The following is a 16,121-nucleotide window of genomic DNA, read 5'->3' on the forward strand; positions in this document are numbered from 1 at the left end:
GCCCGGGGCAAGCCTCGCTGAAAGCAGCGGAGGTCACGGGGGAAAGCGCAGGCAGGAAGCACCTCATGGGTCTCACGAGTAATAAACTGCTGGCATTGACGATCTTGTCCGCCGTACTGCTGTTCGTAGGCACGGTGTGGCTGTGGCCCCGGCTCGCCCGCCGTGACTGGCGGGCCGTCAGCGGCCGTGTCGGTCTTCTGCTGGCCACCCAGCTGGCACTCTTCGCGTGCGTCGGGGTGGCGGTCAACCAGGCTTTCGGTTTCTACGCGAGCTGGGCGGACCTGCTCGGCACGGAGACCGACCAGGGCGTCGTCGTCGACCACGCGGCCGGCCCGCTCCAGGTGATGTCCACCTCCGAGGTGCACGGCATGGGCGGCTCGTTGCCCCGCACGGCCGGTCAGATCCAGCAGGTCGGCATAGTCGGCCGTACGACGCACATCACCACGCCCGCGTACGTGTACCTGCCGCCGGAGTACTTCCAGCCGCAGTACCGCACGCGGACGTTCCCGGTGGTGGTCGTCCTCAGCGGCTATCCGGGCACCGCCAGCGCGCTGGTCGACAAGCTGTACTATCCGCGCACCGCGCAGCACCTGGTCAGGGACGGGAAGATGCGGCCGACGATCCTGGTGATGCTGCGCCCCACGGTCGCGCCGCCCCGGGACACCGAGTGCGTGGACGTCCCGCACGGGCCGCAGACCGAGACCTTCTTCGCCAAGGACCTGCCCGACGCCGTGCGCGCGCACTACCGGGCCGCCGTGAAGCCGGGCGGCTGGGGCATCGTCGGCGACTCGACCGGCGGGTACTGCGCACTCAAGCTCGCCGTGCACCACCCCGGCGTGTACGCGGCCGCGGCCGGGCTCTCCCCGTCGTACAAGGCGCCCCTCGACCCCACGACCGGCGACCTCTTCCACGGCGACCGGAATCTCGAGCACCGCGCGGACCTGTGGTGGTTCCTGAAGCACGAGCCGGCCCCGGACACCTCCCTGCTGGTCACCAGCAGCAAAGTCGGGGAAACCAACTACAAGGCCACGCTGAAATTCATCGCGAGCGTGGAGGCCACCGAGCGGACCCGGATCTCGTCGATCATCCTCGACAGCGGCGGCCACAACTTCAACACCTGGCGCCGCGAGATCCCCGCGACCCTCCAGTGGCTCAGCGGCCGATTGAGCGGCGGCTGAGTCCGGGCTCTGCCGGTACCGTGTGCGGACTTCGTTGTCGCTGTGTTTTTACGGGCCGGGGCACCACGATTCGCCTACGCGCGGTAAGTTTCTGGCCATGCCACGTGGACGCCACCGTCATTCCCCGCCTTTGCACAGGCTGTTGCCTCCTTCGGCGATCGCCGGTGTCTCCCTCGTCTGCGCCTTGGGCCCCTGGTTGTTCTCCCAACCCACGGTGCTGCGCACCCTGGCCGCGATAGCCGCGGCCACCGCGGCCGTCGGCGCCGCCGTCATGCGGCGCTGGGACAGCGAGGCGGGCAAGCAGGTGGCCGACCTCGCACGCGCGCGTGCGAGCGACGAGTGGCGCCACGAGGAGCGGATCGCCGAGCTGGAGACCGACCTGGAGGAGTCGCGGGAGCTGCGCGCCAAGCTGGAGCAGCGGCTGCGCGCGAAGCGGTCGGAGCTGGCGGGGCTGCGCAACGAGCACGCGTCCCTGCTGCGCCGTTACGCCACCGCCGAGACGGAGCGTGCGAGCGCCCTGGAGGGCCGCCGCCTGCTGGAGATCGAGGCCGCCGAACCGTCGAACGCGCTCCCGGCGCCCCGCAAGGCGGAGGAGGCGGAGCAGTCCGCGGCCCCCGCCGAGGAGAAGACCGCGGAGAAGGCCGAGGGCAAGGCCGCGGACGGGTCCGAGGCGCTGACGGTCGAGGAGACGGCGCCCGCGATCTTCTCGCCGGAAGGCTCCAAGCTGTTCCTCCGGGCCAAGGTGGCATTGGCCCGGTTCGACGAGAAGGACGCTCCGAAGGACGGGACCGACGCGGGCGCCGAGGCTCAGGGCGCGGCGGAGACGGCCGCCGGGACCGAGGCCGCCCCGGCGGGCGAGAGCGCGCCGGAGGACGAGGCACAGGGGCAGCCCGAGGCGGCCGACGGGCACGGGCGTGCGGCCGCCGCCACCACGGCCGGACCGGAGGCGGAGGACACCACCCCGGCGCCGGCGGAGCAGGACGCCCACCCCACGACGGCACCGTCCGCCCGTTCCGTGCAGCCCTCGGGCCACTTCACGGTGCCCACCGCGGTGGCGGTGCTGCCGGCCGCGCCCATCCCGCGCCCGCTGGTCACCGGCGGCTTCGACTTCTTCGGCACCCAGAAGGGCTCGCCCGCGGGCGGCCTGGACGCCATGCACAACGAGGACCTCGCGGACGTCGTCGGCCAGGAGGCGCTCGCGCTCCACAAGGCCGAGTCCGAGGCCGAGTTCAAGCCCGCGCAGGCGCGAGGTGTCAGCCAGGTCATCGACCTGACCGCGCACGACGAGACGGAACAGATCAACCTCGGCGGCCTGCGCAGCGCCGCGTCCTGAACATGCGGCCCGGTCCTGCGCCGGGGACGGCCGGTGGTCGGGTGCGGCGCCGTCGTGGCCGGTCGCGCAGTTCCCCGCGCCCCTGAAGGGGCGCTCACCGCAGCGACCTGCTTTTAGGGGCGCGGGGAACTGCGCGACCAGCCCCCACTCACCCGCACCCGACCACCGGCCGGACCGGCCGTCAGGCCATCCAGCGGTCCGGCCGCGCCGTCCGGCGGCCCGTCCGTGACCGCTCGGCCTGCTTCCGCAGCAGCGCCGCCGCCTCCTCAGCGCCCCGCAGCCGGGCCGTCACGGTCTTGTTCGCCCCGGTGTCCACATAAACGTCCGCGACGCGCCACAGCCGCTCCCAGGGCCCCTGGGTCAGCCGTACGCTCTGGACCTTGGCGTGCGGTACGAGCGACAGCTTCCGGCGCAGCAGCCCGTGCCGCGCCGCGAACACCGCCTCCGTGACCGCGAGCCCGTACCCGCGCCACCACAGCGGCACGCACCACCGGGCCCGCCCCGGCGGCCGCAGCAGCTCACCGGGCACGGTCACACCGGGCAGCACGCGCGCGACGACCGACTCGGCGACCGCGCGCGGCGCGACCGGGACCAGCACCGAGTTCGCCGACCCGGCCACGTCCAGCTCGACCCGCACCCAGCGCAGCGGCCGCCACATCAGCGGCTCCACGATCCGCACGGTCTGCACCCGCCCCGGCGGCACCGTCTCGTGCGTGCGGTCGAGGAGCCCGTGGTCGATGCGCAGTCCGTCAGGGGACTCGCCGACCGTCCAGTCGTACTCCCCGACGAACCGCCCCACACTGGTCGTGGCCGCCGCGCCGAGCAGCGGCACTGCGGTCGCGAGTACCGTCCACACGCTGTGGGTGCCCAGCCAGAGGAGCGGCGGGGCCACGAGGGCGGCGGCCAGGGAGCCCCAGGTGGCGCCCGTCAGCACGATCGAGAGCGCGAGCTTCGCCGGGGGCACCCGCATCAGCTCGTGCGCCGGCGCCTCGCCTACCTCGTGCGCCGTCTCCGGCGCGAACCCGGCGGCGCGCGCGAGCAGTTCCGCGCGGAGCGCACGCGCCTCGCCCTGGCCGAGGAAGGCCAGTTCGTCCTTCTTGTCCGTGCCGACGACGTCTATCCGCAGCTTGGCGACGCCCGCCACGCGTGCCAGGAGCGGCTGGGTGACGTCGACGGCCTGGATCCGCTCGAGGCGGATGTGCGCGGTGCGCCGGAACAACAGGCCCGTGCGTATGCGCAGTTCGCTGTCGGTCACCGAGAAGTAGGTGAACCACCAGGTGAGGAAGCCGTACAGGGCACCCGCCGTGACCAGGGCGGCGAGCCCGCCCAGGACCATGGTCGTGGTCAGCTTCGTCAGCTGCTCCTGCGCCTGGTTCGGGTCGTGCACCGCCCAGCCGGTGAGCACCGCGACCGGCGCCCAGGCCCGCCGGAACGGCGTCACCGGGTGCAGCCGCCGCTCGCCGGCGGCCTTGCCCGCGCGTATGGCGCCCTCGACGCCCGGCGCGGTCACAGTCCCGCCGATCGGGCCTCGCCGAGCTCGGTGAGCCGGTCGCGGAGCCGTTCCGCCTCGGCCGGGTCCAGGCCGGGGATCGTCGCGTCGGTGGCCGCGGCCGCGGTGTGCAGCTGCACGGTGGCGAGCCCGAAGTGCCGCTCGACGGGCCCCGAGGTCACCTCCACCAGCTGCATCCGCCCGTACGGCACCACGGTCTCCTCGCGCCACAGCACCCCGCGGGTGATCAGCAGGTCGTCGGCGCGCTCGGCGTACCGCCAGGAGCGCCAGTTGCGGCCCAGCAGCACCCAGCCCCAGGCCAGCGCGGCCAGCGGCAACAGCGCGAGGGCCGCCCACTCCGGGCCCGCGAGCAGGCCGGGCAGCAGTCCCAGGGCCAGGGCGAGCAGCCCCAGCCACACCACCAGCAGCAGCCGGCGCATCCGCAGCAGGCCGGGCGGCAGCCCCGTCCAGACCGGCTCGGTCCCCGTGGTCTCGGCGCCGGCGGCGCTCCCCGTCTCCATGGGGCCAGCGTACGTAGGGGAGACTGGGTCCATGACGCCTACGACGCAGACCACGGTCGGGATCGGCGGCGCCGCCGAGAGCACCGACATGGTGCTCAACATCGGCCCCCAGCATCCCTCCACGCACGGCGTGCTGCGGCTGCGGCTGGTGCTGGACGGCGAGCGGATCGTCTCCGCGGAGCCGGTGATCGGCTACATGCACCGGGGCGCGGAGAAGCTCTTCGAGGCCCGCGACTACCGGCAGATCATCATGCTCGCCAACCGCCACGACTGGCTGTCGGCCTTCTCGAACGAGCTGGGCGTGGTCCTCGCCGTCGAGCGCATGCTCGGCATGGAGGTACCGGTCCGCGCGGTGTGGACCCGCACCCTGCTCGCCGAGCTGAACCGGGTCCTCAACCACCTGATGTTCCTCGGCTCCTACCCCCTGGAGCTGGGCGGCATCACCCCGGTCTTCTACGCGTTCCGCGAGCGCGAGGAGCTGCAGAACGTCATGGAGGAGGTCTCCGGCGGGCGCATGCACTACATGTTCAACCGTGTCGGCGGCCTCAAGGAGGACCTGCCGGCCGGCTGGACCGCACGCGCGCGTGCAGCCGTGGCCGACGTGCGTTCCCGCATGGACGTCTTCGACGACCTGGTCCTCGGCAACGAGATCTTCCGCGGCCGCACCCGGGGCGTGGGCGTCCTCGCGCCGGAGGCCGTGCACGCGTACGGCGTGAGCGGGCCCATCGCACGCGCCTCGGGCGTCGACTTCGACCTGCGCCGGGACGAGCCCTACCTGGCCTACGGCGAGCTCCAGGAGACCCTGAAGGTCGTCACCCGGGCCGAGGGCGACTGCCTGGCCCGCTTCGAGTGCCTCCTGGAGCAGACCCACAACGCCCTGGACCTGGCCGACGCCTGCCTGGACCGGCTCGCCGACCTGCCGCCGGGACCGATCAACCAGCGGCTCCCCAAGGTCCTCAAGGCACCCGAGGGCCACACCTACGCCTGGACCGAGAACCCTCTCGGCATCAACGGCTACTACCTCGTCAGCAAGGGCGAGAAGACCCCGTACCGGCTGAAACTGCGCTCGGCGTCCTACAACAACATCCAGGCCCTGACCGAACTGCTGCCGGGGACGCTGGTGGCGGACATGGTCGCGATCCTGGGGTCGCTGTTCTTCGTGGTGGGGGACATCGACAAGTAAGGGTGAGGGAGAGCGCGCGACGTGAGCGGCTAGATCAGCGTGTCCTCGATCCCCACCGGCTGGAGCAGCCAGAGGAAGTCGCCGAGGCCGCCGGGGGCGGTGAGTTCGGCGGCCTCGCCCGCGGTCGCCAGGGCGCGCACGTATGCGGCGGGGTTCGTGGAGGCGAGGGTGAGCGGGGGGCGGGCGCCGACCAGGCCGAGGGCGCGCAGGGCGTCGCGCTGCGTGCACAGGAGCGCTTCGGGCAGCCTGAGCGCCGGGTCGAGCGCCGTGCACGCGTCCAGCGCCACATGCGCCGTGATGTCGCACGCCCCGTCCGGCACGGGGGCCGTCGCGCGGCCCTCGCGGAAGCCGGTGAGCGTCCCGAACGGGGGGCGCGTGTCCACGGTGTGCGCGTAGTCCACGGCCACCGCGAGACCCCGCTGGAGGCTGGTGACGGCGGACGCCCACGCCCGGTCCCGGGGCAGCCCGATCTCCGCGCGCAGGCCCGGTTCGGCGCCCAGCGGCCACCACCGCGCGAGCCACTGCGCCTCCGCGCCCGACACCCGCTCGCCGAGCAGCTCGGTGCCGTCCCGGCGGACGTGCACCAGCCGGGGCACTCCGGCCGGGTCCACCTCGGCCACCTCGACCGGCACGTTGTCCAGCCATTCGTTGGCGAAGAGCAGGCCCCGGACGGTGCGCGGGAGCTCGGTCAGCCAGGTGATCCGGTCGGGCAGGCCCGGCGGGCGGTCGGCGAGTTCGACGGCGTACGCACGCGTGCGGGCCGCCACGCCCGCCGGCAGGGCCGCGAGCACGCCGGTGACCAGTTCGCCCCGGCCGGCGCCCATGTCGACGAAGTCCAGCTCCTCGGGGCCGTCCAGGGCCTCGTCGACCCGGCACAGCAGTTCGGCCACGGCCTCGGCGAACAGCCGCGAGGCATGCACCGACGTGCGGAAGTGCCCGGCCGGGCCCTCCGGCCGGCGGTAGAAGCCGCCGGGGCCGTACAGGGCCGCCTCCGTGGCCGCACGCCAGCCACGGGCGTCGTCCGCCGTCTCTCGCGTCGCCTCATCCGTCACCGGGCCAGACTAGGCGCACAGGTGATCACCTTCTCCACCTTGCGGAGTACGCCTGCGGAACAGGGATCGGTCCTCCGGTTGACCCCTGCACCTATCACGCTTCCCTACTCTGGGTTACGTGCAGCGCCTCTATGACTTCCTCCGCAGGCACCCGACATGGGTCGACAGCTTCTGGGCCGTCGTCCTGCTCGGGCTCTCCGGCGCGAGCATCTGGAAGCTCGGTGAGGCCCAGGCGCACCACGGATCCAGGCCCGCCATGCTGGCCGTGTCCGTCGTGATGAGCGTCGTCGTCGCGCTGCGCCGCCGTTTCCCGGAGCCGATGCTGCTGCTGGCCGCGGCCACCGGCCTGGCCCAGCTGGTGCTGGACGTGGAGACGACCCTCGCCAACTTCGCCATGCTGGTGATCGTCTGCACGAACGCCGCCGTCGGCGCCCGCTGGGCGTCCCGGTTCGGCCTCTACGCCGGGCTGGGCGCCGCGCCCCTGGCGCAGATCCGGTGGCCGCAGCAGGAGGCGAGCTTCCCGGGGCACGTCGCGATCGTGCTGTTCCAGACCGTGCCGTTCGTGCTCGCCTGGGTGCTCGGCGACTCCATGCGCACCCGCCGCGCCTACTTCGCGCAGCTGGAGGAGCGCGCCGCCCGGCTGGAGAAGGAGCGCGAGGCGCAGGCCAAGGTCGCGGTCGCCGCGGAACGCGCCCGGATCGCACGCGAGCTGCACGACGTGGTCGCGCACAACGTCTCGGTGATGGTGGTCCAGGCCGACGGCGCCGCCTACGTCCTGGACGCCGCCCCCGACCAGGCGAAGAAGGCCCTGGAGACGATCTCCTCCACCGGCCGCCAGGCCCTCGCCGAGATGCGCCGCCTGCTGGGCGTGCTGCGCACCGGCGAGCACAAGGAGGTCGGCGAGTACGTCCCGCAGCCCGACGTCGAGCAGATCGACGACCTCATCGAGCAGTGCCGCACCTCAGGCCTGCCCGTCGACTTCAAGGTCGAGGGCACCCCGCGCCCGCTGCCGAGCGGCGTCGAGCTCACGGCGTACCGGATCGTGCAGGAGGCGTTGACCAACACCCGCAAGCACGGCGGCCCCAACGCGGGCGCCAGCGTGCGGCTGGTCTACTTCGACGACGGACTCGGCCTGCTGGTCGAGGACGACGGCAAGGGCGCCCCGCACGAGATGTACGAGGACGGCGGCGCCGACGGCCAGGGGCACGGCCTGATCGGCATGCGCGAACGCGTCGGCATGGTGGGCGGCACCCTCGACGCGGGCCCCCGCCCGGGCGGAGGATTCCGCATCAGTGCCCTGCTGCCGCTCAAACCGGCGCATTGACGCAGACGCACGCCCCCGATTGACACCTGTCACGCCCCCAGGCCGAGGGGCGGAACACGACGAAGAACAAGAGAAGAACAAGAAACGGAAGAGGACCCGATGACGATCCGCGTGATGCTCGTCGACGACCAGGTGCTGCTGCGCACCGGGTTCCGGATGGTGCTCGCGGCCCAGCCGGACATGGAGGTCGTCGCCGAGGCGGGCGACGGCGTCGAGGCCCTCCAGGTGCTGACGTCCACCGCCGTGGACGTCGTCCTGATGGACGTGCGCATGCCCAAGCTGGACGGTGTGGAGGCCACCCGCCGCATCTGCGAGCAGCCGGACGCGCCCAAGGTGCTCATCCTGACCACCTTCGACCTCGACGAGTACGCCTTCTCGGGGCTGAAGGCGGGCGCATCCGGCTTCATGCTCAAGGACGTGCCCCCGGGCGAACTGCTGGCCGCCATCCGTTCCGTGCACAGCGGCGACGCCGTCGTCGCGCCCTCCACCACCCGGCGCCTCCTCGACCGCTTCGCGCCCATGCTGCCCTCCGCCGGGGAGCCCCGGCACCAGGAGCTGGACCGGCTCACCGAGCGCGAGCGCGAGGTGATGGTGCTGGTCGCGCAGGGCCTGTCGAACGGCGAGATCGCGAGCCGGCTGGTGCTGTCCGAGGCCACCGTGAAGACCCACGTGGGCCGCATCCTGACCAAGCTCGGCCTCCGCGACCGCGTACAGGTGGTCGTGCTGGCCTACGAGACGGGGCTGGTGCGGGCGGGCGGCGGCCACGGCTGACGCCCGCCGGGCAGCGCGCCCCTTCCCGCGCAGCGTTCAGCGGAGCATCCCCTCCAGGAAGTCGCTGCCGAGGCGGGCGACGACGGTGACGTCCAGCTGGTGCAGGACGTACCGGCCGCGGCGACGCGTCGTGACCAGGCCCGCCTTCTTGAGCACGCCCAGGTGCCGGGACACCTCCGGTGCCGACAGGCCGTGCATCTGGGCCAGCTCGCCGGTGGTGTACGCGCTGCGTGCCAGATGCCGGCACAGCCGCATCCGCACGGGATGGGACAGCGCCGCCATCCGCAGCGTCAGTTCCTCCACGGACGCGGGCGGGGCGAGCTCCGGCGAGCCGACCGGGTAGTGCAGCACCGGCTGCCAGCCGTAGCGGTGCAGCACCATCAGATGCGGCCGGCCCAGGCTGGTGGGCACCAGCAGCAGGCCGTCGGCCGCCACGCGCGCGTGGCCGTCGGTGAGCTTGTCCACGGTGATCCGGGCGCCCGTCCCGTCGAGTGTCACGGCGGGCGAGACCGCCGCCAGGGCCTCGGCCAGCCCCCTGCGGCGCAGCAGCTCCGTCTTGTGGCGGGCGTCGGCCTCCAGGTTGGTGCGCAGCCGCGACCAGGCGTCGTCGAAGAACGCCGCGGCGCAGTCCTCCAGGAACCGGCGCAGCCACGCGCGCACGCCCGGCGGGTCCTCCAGCAGCCGCCGGGCGAACCGGGCCTGCTGCGGGCCGCGCAAGGCGGCCGCCTCCAGCGCCCTGCGGCGCCCGGGATGATCCGACAGGAGCGCCGGCGCCCGCGTGGAGTACGTGAGCACGCACGCGAACTCCAGGGCCGCGTCCACGAACTGTTCGTCCGTCAGCTTGTCCAGCTGGTCGAGTTCCGCCGCGAGCGTGCCGGCCGGGAGGGCGCCCGGCACGGCCGCGTACGGCAGGAACAGGTCCGAGAACGTCGTCCGCCACAGGAAGTCCGCCTCGCACATCCGGTCGGCCAGATGCGGTTCCATGCGGGCGGTGACGCCGGTCGCCCAGCCCTGCAGGCCGGGGTGGTGGCCGGGTTCGGACAGGGCGTGCAGCGCCATGCCGAGCTCGGCGAGCGGGGAGGGCACGATGGTGACCCGCTCCGGTCGCAGCTCCGCGATGTCGATACGTACGCTCATACGCCCATCGTGCACGGTGCCACGGTGTGGGTTGGGCCGGGCGCCTATGGGGGTGACCCCCAGCGCCCCTAAAGGGGCGCCTCGGCTCGCGGTGTTCCGGGCAGCCGTCCCACGAAGTCCGCGACCGCCGCCCGTACGTCCTCCGGCGACCACCGCAGGCCCGCCTCCGTCACCGTCACCTCGGTCATCGACAGGCCCGGGCCCTTCTGCTCCCAGAAGCCGGGGAAGAGGTAGGTGCCGGTCTCCTCGGCCTGGCGCAGCGCCGTCTCCAGCAGAACGTCGGCGTCGTACGGCAGCCAGACCTGGAACTGGTGGGTGTGCGGTGGCTCGGGGTGGATGCGGGACCAGGGGCCGCCCGCCTCGGTGAAGCCGTCCCGCAGGGCCGCGGCGACCACGCGCGCGTGGCGGACGTAGTCCGGGAGGCGGGGCAGCTCGCGGTCCAGGCCGGCCAGGGCCGCGAGGGCGGCAGGGAACTGCTGGAAGATCATGCCGCCGTAGCGGTGGCGCCAGGTCTTCGCCTCCTCGACCAGGAGTCTCGGGCCTGCCAGAGCGGCTCCGCCGAAGCCCTCGAGGGACTTGTAGAACGACACGTAGACGCTGTCCGCCAGGTCCGCGATCTCGGACAGCGGGCGCCCGAAGTGGACGGTGGCCTCCCACAGGCGCGCGCCGTCGAAGTGCACCACCGCGTCGCGCTCCCGCGCCGCCTCCACCAGCTCCGTGAGCTCCTCCCAGGAGGGCAGCACGAAACCGGCGTCCCTCAGGGGCAGCTCCAGCATCAGCGCCCCGAAGGGCTCCGGGAAGTCGCGTATCTCCTGGGCGGTGGGGAGCCGGGGCTCGCCGGTGAGGCGCACGGTGCGCAGGCCGGCCACCTCGCGGAAGGCGTTGCGCTCGTGCACCTCGGGGTGGGCGAGCGCGTGCAGGGCGACCGTGGGGTTGCCGGTACGGGCCGCCCAGCAGCGCAGGGCGACCTGCTGGGCCATCGTGCCGGTCGGGAAGAACGCGGCGGCCTCCGTGCCCAGCACGGCCGCCACGCGCCGCTCCAGGGCCGCCACGACGCCGTTGCCGTAGACGTCCGACGGCTCGTCCAGGTCGTACACCCCGGGAGCCGCCTCCTGGAGCCCCGCGAGCCGTTCGCGGAGCGAGGCGCGCGCGCCCACGCGCGCGAGGACGCGGGTGGCTTCCCGGTAGGCGGCGGCGCGCCGCTCCCGCATCCGGTCCTCCGCGGACAGGGGTTCCTTCGGCTGCTCGTCCTGGCCCGTGGCCGTATCACTCATGCCGTGGATGATGCCGTGGCACGGCGGCCGGGGGCCCGTCATTTTTCTCCCCACCGCCGGTGTGATCCGTCACCCACAGCCTGTGGACGACCGATCGGCCCCGGACCGGATAGCGTTAACATGACGAGAAATCGTCCGGTACCCAGAGCGGACTGGAACGGGAAGGCCACCCTCGCGTGAGTACAGTCCAACAGCCAGACCCGAGTGACCGCCCCGCGCGGCTCACCGTCGGCGTGGTCGGCGCCGGCCGGGTGGGTCCCGCGCTGGCCGCGTCCCTGCAGCTCGCCGGGCACCGTCCGGTGGCCGTCTCCGGGGTCTCCGACGCCTCCCGGCGGCGCGCCGAGGCGATGCTGCCCGACGTCCCGCTGGTACCCCCCGCCGAGGTCCTCCAGCGCGCCGACCTGGTCCTGCTGACCGTCCCCGACGACGCCCTGCCCGGCCTGGTCGCCGGTCTCGCCGAGACTGGCGCCGTGCGCCCGGGCCAGCTGCTCGTGCACACCTCCGGGCGGTACGGCGCGAAGGTCCTGGACCCGGCCCTGCGCGCGGGCGCGCTCCCGCTGGCCCTGCACCCGGCGATGACCTTCACCGGGACGCCCGTGGACGTGCAGCGGCTGGCGGGCTGCTCGTTCGGGGTCACCGCGCCCGAGGAGCTGCGGCTGGCCGCCGAGGCCCTGGTCATCGAGATGGGCGGCGAACCGGAGTGGATCTTCGAGGAGAACCGCCCGCTCTACCACGCGGCCCTCGCCCTCGGCGCCAACCACCTGGTCACCCTGGTCGCGCAGGCCATGGAGCTGCTGCGCACCGCCGGCGTGGAGGCCCCCGACCGGATGCTCGGGCCGCTGCTCGGCGCCGCCCTGGACAACGCCCTGCGCTTCGGTGACGCGGCGCTGACCGGGCCGGTCGCGCGCGGGGACGCGGGCACCGTCGCCGCGCACGTCACGGAGTTGCGCAGGCACGCCCCGCAGGCCGTCGACGGCTACCTGGCGATGGCCCGTGCGACCGCCGACCGGGCGCTCGCGCACGGCCTGCTGAAGCCGGAGCTCGCCGAGGACCTGCTCGGCGTCCTCGCCAACGGCGACGGCGGCAACGGCACGACCGGTTCCAACGGCACCGAGGGGAACTCCCGATGAGCACCGCCCTGCTGCGCACCGCCGACCAACTGCACGCGCGCGTGCGGCGCGGCCGCCGCGCCGTCGTGATGACCATGGGCGCCCTGCACGAGGGCCACGCCACCCTGATCCGCACCGCGCGCGAGATCGCGGGCCCGGACGGAGAGGTCGTCGTCACGGTCTTCGTCAACCCGCTCCAGTTCGGTGCCGGCGAGGACCTCGACCGCTACCCGCGCACCCTGGACGCCGATCTGAAGATCGCCGAGCAGGCCGGCGCGGACGTGGTGTTCGCCCCCTCCGTCGACGAGGTCTACCCGGGCGGGGAGCCCCAGGTGCGGGTCACCGCCGGTCCCATGGGCACGGTCCTGGAGGGCGCCTCCCGCCCCGGGCACTTCGACGGCGTCCTCACTGTCATCGCCAAACTGCTGCACCTCACCCGGCCCGACGCGGCCCTGTTCGGGCAGAAGGACGCCCAGCAGCTGGCCGTGATCCGGCGCATGGTGCGCGACCTGAACTTCGGCGTCGAGATCGTCGGCGTACCGACCGTGCGCGAGGCCGACGGGCTCGCGCTCTCGAGCCGCAACCGCTACCTGTCGGTCGACGAGCGGCGCACGGCGCTCACGCTGTCCCGCGCGCTGTTCGCCGGGCGCGACCGGCACGCGGCGCAGGAGGCGCTGCGCGCGCGGGCGCTGGAGGTGCCGTCCACGCGGGCGCGTGCCGAGGCGCTCAGCGCCATAGGCGAGTCCCGGGCGGCCGCCGACGCGCACGCCGTCGCCAAGGCCGTGCCGAACGCCGCCGCGGCGGTCCGCGCGGCCGCCCGCCAGGTCCTGGACGAGGCCGTCCACTTCGACCCGCCGCTCGAACTGGACTACCTCGCCCTGGTCGACCCGTCCGACTTCACCGAGATCGACGACGACTTCACCGGAGAGGCCGTCCTCGCCGTCGCCGCCCGGGTCGGGACGACCCGGCTGATCGACAACCTTCCGCTCACCTTCGGAACCCTCGGAGCCGCCTCGTGACCAGCACAGGCACCAGCAGCACCGGCACCAGCACCGGCATACGCCTGCACGCGCCCGCCCCCGGGTGGAGCATCTCGGCGGACGTGGTCGTCGTCGGGTCCGGGGTGGCCGGCCTGACCGCGGCCCTGCGCTGCCAGGCCGCCGGCCTCACCACCGTCGTCGTCACCAAGGCCCGCCTGGACGACGGCTCCACCCGCTGGGCGCAGGGCGGCATCGCTGCGGCCCTCGGCGAGGGCGACACCCCCGAACAGCACCTCGCGGACACCCTGGTGGCCGGCGTCGGCCTCTGCGACGAGGACGCCGTACGGATCCTCGTCACCGAGGGCCCCGGCGCGGTTCGGCGGCTCATCGACACCGGCGCCATCTTCGACGAGTCCTCCGAGGGCGGGCTCGACCTCACCCGCGAGGGCGGCCACCACCGGCGCCGGATCGCGCACGCGGGCGGCGACGCCACCGGCGCCGAGGTCTCCCGGGCCCTGGTGGAGGCGGTACGCGCGCGTGGGCTGCGCACCTTCGAGAACGCGCTCGTCCTGGACCTGCTGACGGACGCCGAGGGCCGTACGGCCGGCGTCACCCTGCACGTCATGGGCGAGGGCCAGCACGACGGCGTGGGCGCCGTGCACGCCCCCGCGGTCGTCCTCGCCACCGGCGGCATGGGCCAGGTGTTCTCCGCGACCACCAACCCGTCGGTGTCGACCGGCGACGGCGTGGCGCTCGCCCTGCGGGCCGGCGCCGAGGTCAGCGACCTCGAGTTCGTCCAGTTCCACCCGACCGTGCTCTTCCTCGGCCCGGACGCGGAGGGCCAGCAGCCGCTGGTCTCCGAGGCGGTCCGCGGCGAGGGCGCCCACCTGGTCGACGCGGACGGCACCCGCTTCATGGTGGGGCAGCACGAACTGGCCGAGCTGGCGCCCCGGGACATCGTCGCCAAGGGGATCACGCGGCGCATGCTGGAGCAGGACGCCGAGCACATGTACCTCGACGCCCGGCACTTCGGCGCCGACATGTGGGAGCACCGCTTCCCGACCATCCTGGCCGCCTGCCGGGCCAACGGCATCGACCCGGTCACCGAGCCCATCCCGATAGCGCCCGCCGCCCACTACGCCTCCGGGGGCGTACGCACCGACGCGCGCGGGCGCACGACCGTCCCCGGGCTCTACGCGTGCGGCGAGGTCGCCTGCACCGGCGTGCACGGCGCGAACCGGCTCGCCTCCAACTCCCTCCTCGAAGGCCTCGTGTACGCCGAGCGCATCGCCGCCGACATCACGGCGGCCCGCGCGGACCACGGCCTGGACGCGCGCGTGCCGGTACCGGTCGCGCACCCCGAGAAGCCCGCGCACCCGCTGCTCGCCCCCGAGACCCGCTTCGCCATCCAGCGGATCATGACCGAGGGCGCCGGCGTGCTGCGCTCCGAGGAGTCCCTGGCCAGGGCCGCCGAACAGCTCCAGCGGCTGCACGCGGACGCCCGCGACGCCCTGGACGAGAACGGCAAGACCGCCGAGCCCGGCGTCGACACCTGGGAGGCCACCAACCTCCTGTGCGTCGCGCGCGTGCTCGTCGAGGCGGCCCGCCGCCGCGAGGAGACCCGCGGCTGCCACTGGCGCGAGGACCACGCCGACCGCGACGACGCCCGCTGGGGCCGGCACATCGTCGTACGGCTGAATCCCGACCGGACGCTGGCCGTCGGCACCACCGACACCGCAGACTTCCCCCCTACCCGGCCGCACCAGCCACACCAGGAGCAGTGACAGACGTGAGCACCAACGACCTTCCCCTCGCCGACGGCGGCGGCTGCGGCGACGGCTGTGCCTGTGGCGCCGAGGGCGACGAGGAATACCTGGAGTGCGGGCTCGACCCCGCGCTCGCCGAACTGCTGGCCGCCGCCGGGCTCGACCCCATCGAGGTCGAGGACGTCGCCAACGTGGCCATCCAGGAGGACCTGGCGGGCGGCCTGGACGTGACGACCGTCGCGACCATCCCCGAGGAGGCGGTGGCGACCGGCGACTTCGTCGCGCGCGAGGCCGGTGTCGTGGCGGGCCTCAGGGTCGCCGAGGCCGTCGTCTCCGTGGTCTGCACCGACGAGTTCGAGGTCGAGCGGCACGTCGAGGACGGGGACCGGGTCGAGGCCGGGCAGCCACTGCTGTCGATCACCACCCGCACCCGCGACCTGCTCACCGCCGAGCGCAGCGCGCTGAACATCCTGTGCCGGCTGTCCGGCATCGCGACCGCCACGCGCGCGTGGGCGGACGCCCTGGACGGCACGCAGACACGCGTGCGTGACACCCGGAAGACCACTCCGGGGCTCCGGTCCCTGGAGAAGTTCGCGGTGCGCAGCGGCGGCGGCGTCAACCACCGCATGTCGCTCTCCGACGCAGCCCTGGTCAAGGACAACCACGTGGTCGCCGCCGGCGGCGTCGGCCAGGCCTTCAAGGCGGTACGGGAGGCGTTCCCGGACCTGCCGATCGAGGTCGAGGTCGACACTCTGCACCAGCTGCGCGAGGTCGTCGACGCGGGCGCCGACCTGATCCTGCTGGACAACTTCACGCCGATGGAGTGCGAGGAGGCCGTCGCGATCGTCGACGGGCGCGCGCTCCTGGAGGCGTCCGGGCGGCTCACGCTGGACAACGCGCGGGCGTACGCCGAGACGGGCGTGGACTTCCTGGCCGTCGGCGCCCTCACCCACTCCTCGCCGATCCTGGACATCGGCCTGGACCTGCGCGAGGCGGAGTGACCC

The 16,121-nt window shown here is 73.7% G+C and carries 14 protein-coding genes; 9 read left to right on the forward strand and 5 right to left on the reverse strand.

The genetic code is table 11. The annotated features are described in order from the left end of the window. The first annotated feature begins 65 nt into the window (after window positions 1-65). Together ACZ63F_RS39890 and ACZ63F_RS39895 are read left to right on the forward strand one after the other, a co-directional pair. Window positions 66-1,178, forward strand: a complete 1,113-nt coding sequence (locus ACZ63F_RS39890; protein WP_469718666.1) for an alpha/beta hydrolase — start codon at window positions 66-68, stop codon at window positions 1,176-1,178. Window positions 1,179-1,275: 97 nt separating this feature from the next. Then, complete coding sequence (locus tag ACZ63F_RS39895) at window positions 1,276-2,511, forward strand: hypothetical protein (protein WP_469718668.1); 1,236 nt, start codon at window positions 1,276-1,278, stop codon at window positions 2,509-2,511. A 181-nt stretch (window positions 2,512-2,692) separates the two neighbouring features. Here ACZ63F_RS39895 and ACZ63F_RS39900 read toward each other — a convergent pair whose 3' ends face one another. Next, window positions 2,693-4,021 carry a PH domain-containing protein gene (locus ACZ63F_RS39900; protein WP_469718669.1) on the reverse strand — a complete coding sequence of 443 codons (1,329 nt, stop codon included), beginning with the start codon at window positions 4,019-4,021 and terminating at the stop codon, window positions 2,693-2,695. Then, window positions 4,018-4,521, reverse strand: a complete 504-nt coding sequence (locus ACZ63F_RS39905) for a PH domain-containing protein (protein ID WP_469718670.1) — start codon at window positions 4,519-4,521, stop codon at window positions 4,018-4,020. Before ACZ63F_RS39905 ends, ACZ63F_RS39900 begins: the two co-directional genes overlap by 4 nt. 31 nt (window positions 4,522-4,552) lie before the next feature. Between ACZ63F_RS39905 and ACZ63F_RS39910 the strand changes: the two genes are divergently transcribed. Beyond that, window positions 4,553-5,704 carry an NADH-quinone oxidoreductase subunit D gene (locus ACZ63F_RS39910; protein WP_352365586.1) on the forward strand — a complete coding sequence of 384 codons (1,152 nt, stop codon included), beginning with the start codon at window positions 4,553-4,555 and terminating at the stop codon, window positions 5,702-5,704. Window positions 5,705-5,733: 29 nt separating this feature from the next. On the opposite strand, the gene ACZ63F_RS39915 is transcribed toward ACZ63F_RS39910, so the two are convergent. After that, window positions 5,734-6,756, reverse strand: coding sequence for an SAM-dependent methyltransferase (locus ACZ63F_RS39915; RefSeq protein ID WP_469718671.1), 1,023 nt, complete (start codon window positions 6,754-6,756; stop codon window positions 5,734-5,736). A gap of 118 nt (window positions 6,757-6,874) precedes the next feature. Between ACZ63F_RS39915 and ACZ63F_RS39920 the strand changes: the two genes are divergently transcribed. Together ACZ63F_RS39920 and ACZ63F_RS39925 are read left to right on the forward strand one after the other, a co-directional pair. After that, entirely contained in the window at window positions 6,875-8,080 is a 1,206-nt protein-coding gene (locus ACZ63F_RS39920; protein WP_469718673.1) for a sensor histidine kinase, read from the forward strand. A gap of 99 nt (window positions 8,081-8,179) precedes the next feature. Then, on the forward strand, window positions 8,180-8,851 hold the full coding sequence (locus ACZ63F_RS39925) for a response regulator transcription factor (RefSeq protein ID WP_351960923.1): 672 nt from the start codon (window positions 8,180-8,182) through the stop codon (window positions 8,849-8,851). 36 nt (window positions 8,852-8,887) lie between these two features. Here ACZ63F_RS39925 and ACZ63F_RS39930 read toward each other — a convergent pair whose 3' ends face one another. Continuing rightward, complete coding sequence (locus ACZ63F_RS39930; RefSeq protein ID WP_469718675.1) at window positions 8,888-9,988, reverse strand: DUF5937 family protein; 1,101 nt, start codon at window positions 9,986-9,988, stop codon at window positions 8,888-8,890. Window positions 9,989-10,056: 68 nt separating this feature from the next. Then, window positions 10,057-11,262 carry a threonine aldolase family protein gene (locus tag ACZ63F_RS39935; protein ID WP_469718677.1) on the reverse strand — a complete coding sequence of 402 codons (1,206 nt, stop codon included), beginning with the start codon at window positions 11,260-11,262 and terminating at the stop codon, window positions 10,057-10,059. Window positions 11,263-11,438: 176 nt separating this feature from the next. On the opposite strand from ACZ63F_RS39935, the gene ACZ63F_RS39940 reads away from it, so the two are divergent. Genes ACZ63F_RS39940 through nadC form a run of 4 tightly spaced genes read left to right on the forward strand, consistent with a single transcriptional unit; the run spans window position 11,439 to window position 16,118 of the window. Next, a complete protein-coding gene (locus tag ACZ63F_RS39940; protein WP_469718678.1) occupies window positions 11,439-12,392 on the forward strand; it encodes a Rossmann-like and DUF2520 domain-containing protein in 954 nt (317 codons plus the stop codon). After that, window positions 12,389-13,390 carry a pantoate--beta-alanine ligase gene (gene panC, locus ACZ63F_RS39945; protein ID WP_469718679.1) on the forward strand — a complete coding sequence of 334 codons (1,002 nt, stop codon included), beginning with the start codon at window positions 12,389-12,391 and terminating at the stop codon, window positions 13,388-13,390. The genes ACZ63F_RS39940 and panC overlap by 4 nt, the downstream gene beginning before the upstream one ends. Next, window positions 13,387-15,135 (forward strand): L-aspartate oxidase, encoded by a 1,749-nt coding sequence (locus ACZ63F_RS39950; protein WP_469718681.1) that lies wholly within the window; start codon window positions 13,387-13,389, stop codon window positions 15,133-15,135. The genes panC and ACZ63F_RS39950 overlap by 4 nt, the downstream gene beginning before the upstream one ends. A gap of 5 nt (window positions 15,136-15,140) precedes the next feature. Then, entirely contained in the window at window positions 15,141-16,118 is a 978-nt protein-coding gene (gene nadC, locus ACZ63F_RS39955; protein WP_469718683.1) for a carboxylating nicotinate-nucleotide diphosphorylase, read from the forward strand. Window positions 16,119-16,121: the final 3 nt, after the last annotated feature.

It is taken from the genome of Streptomyces sp. NPDC104761 (genome assembly GCF_055583445.1).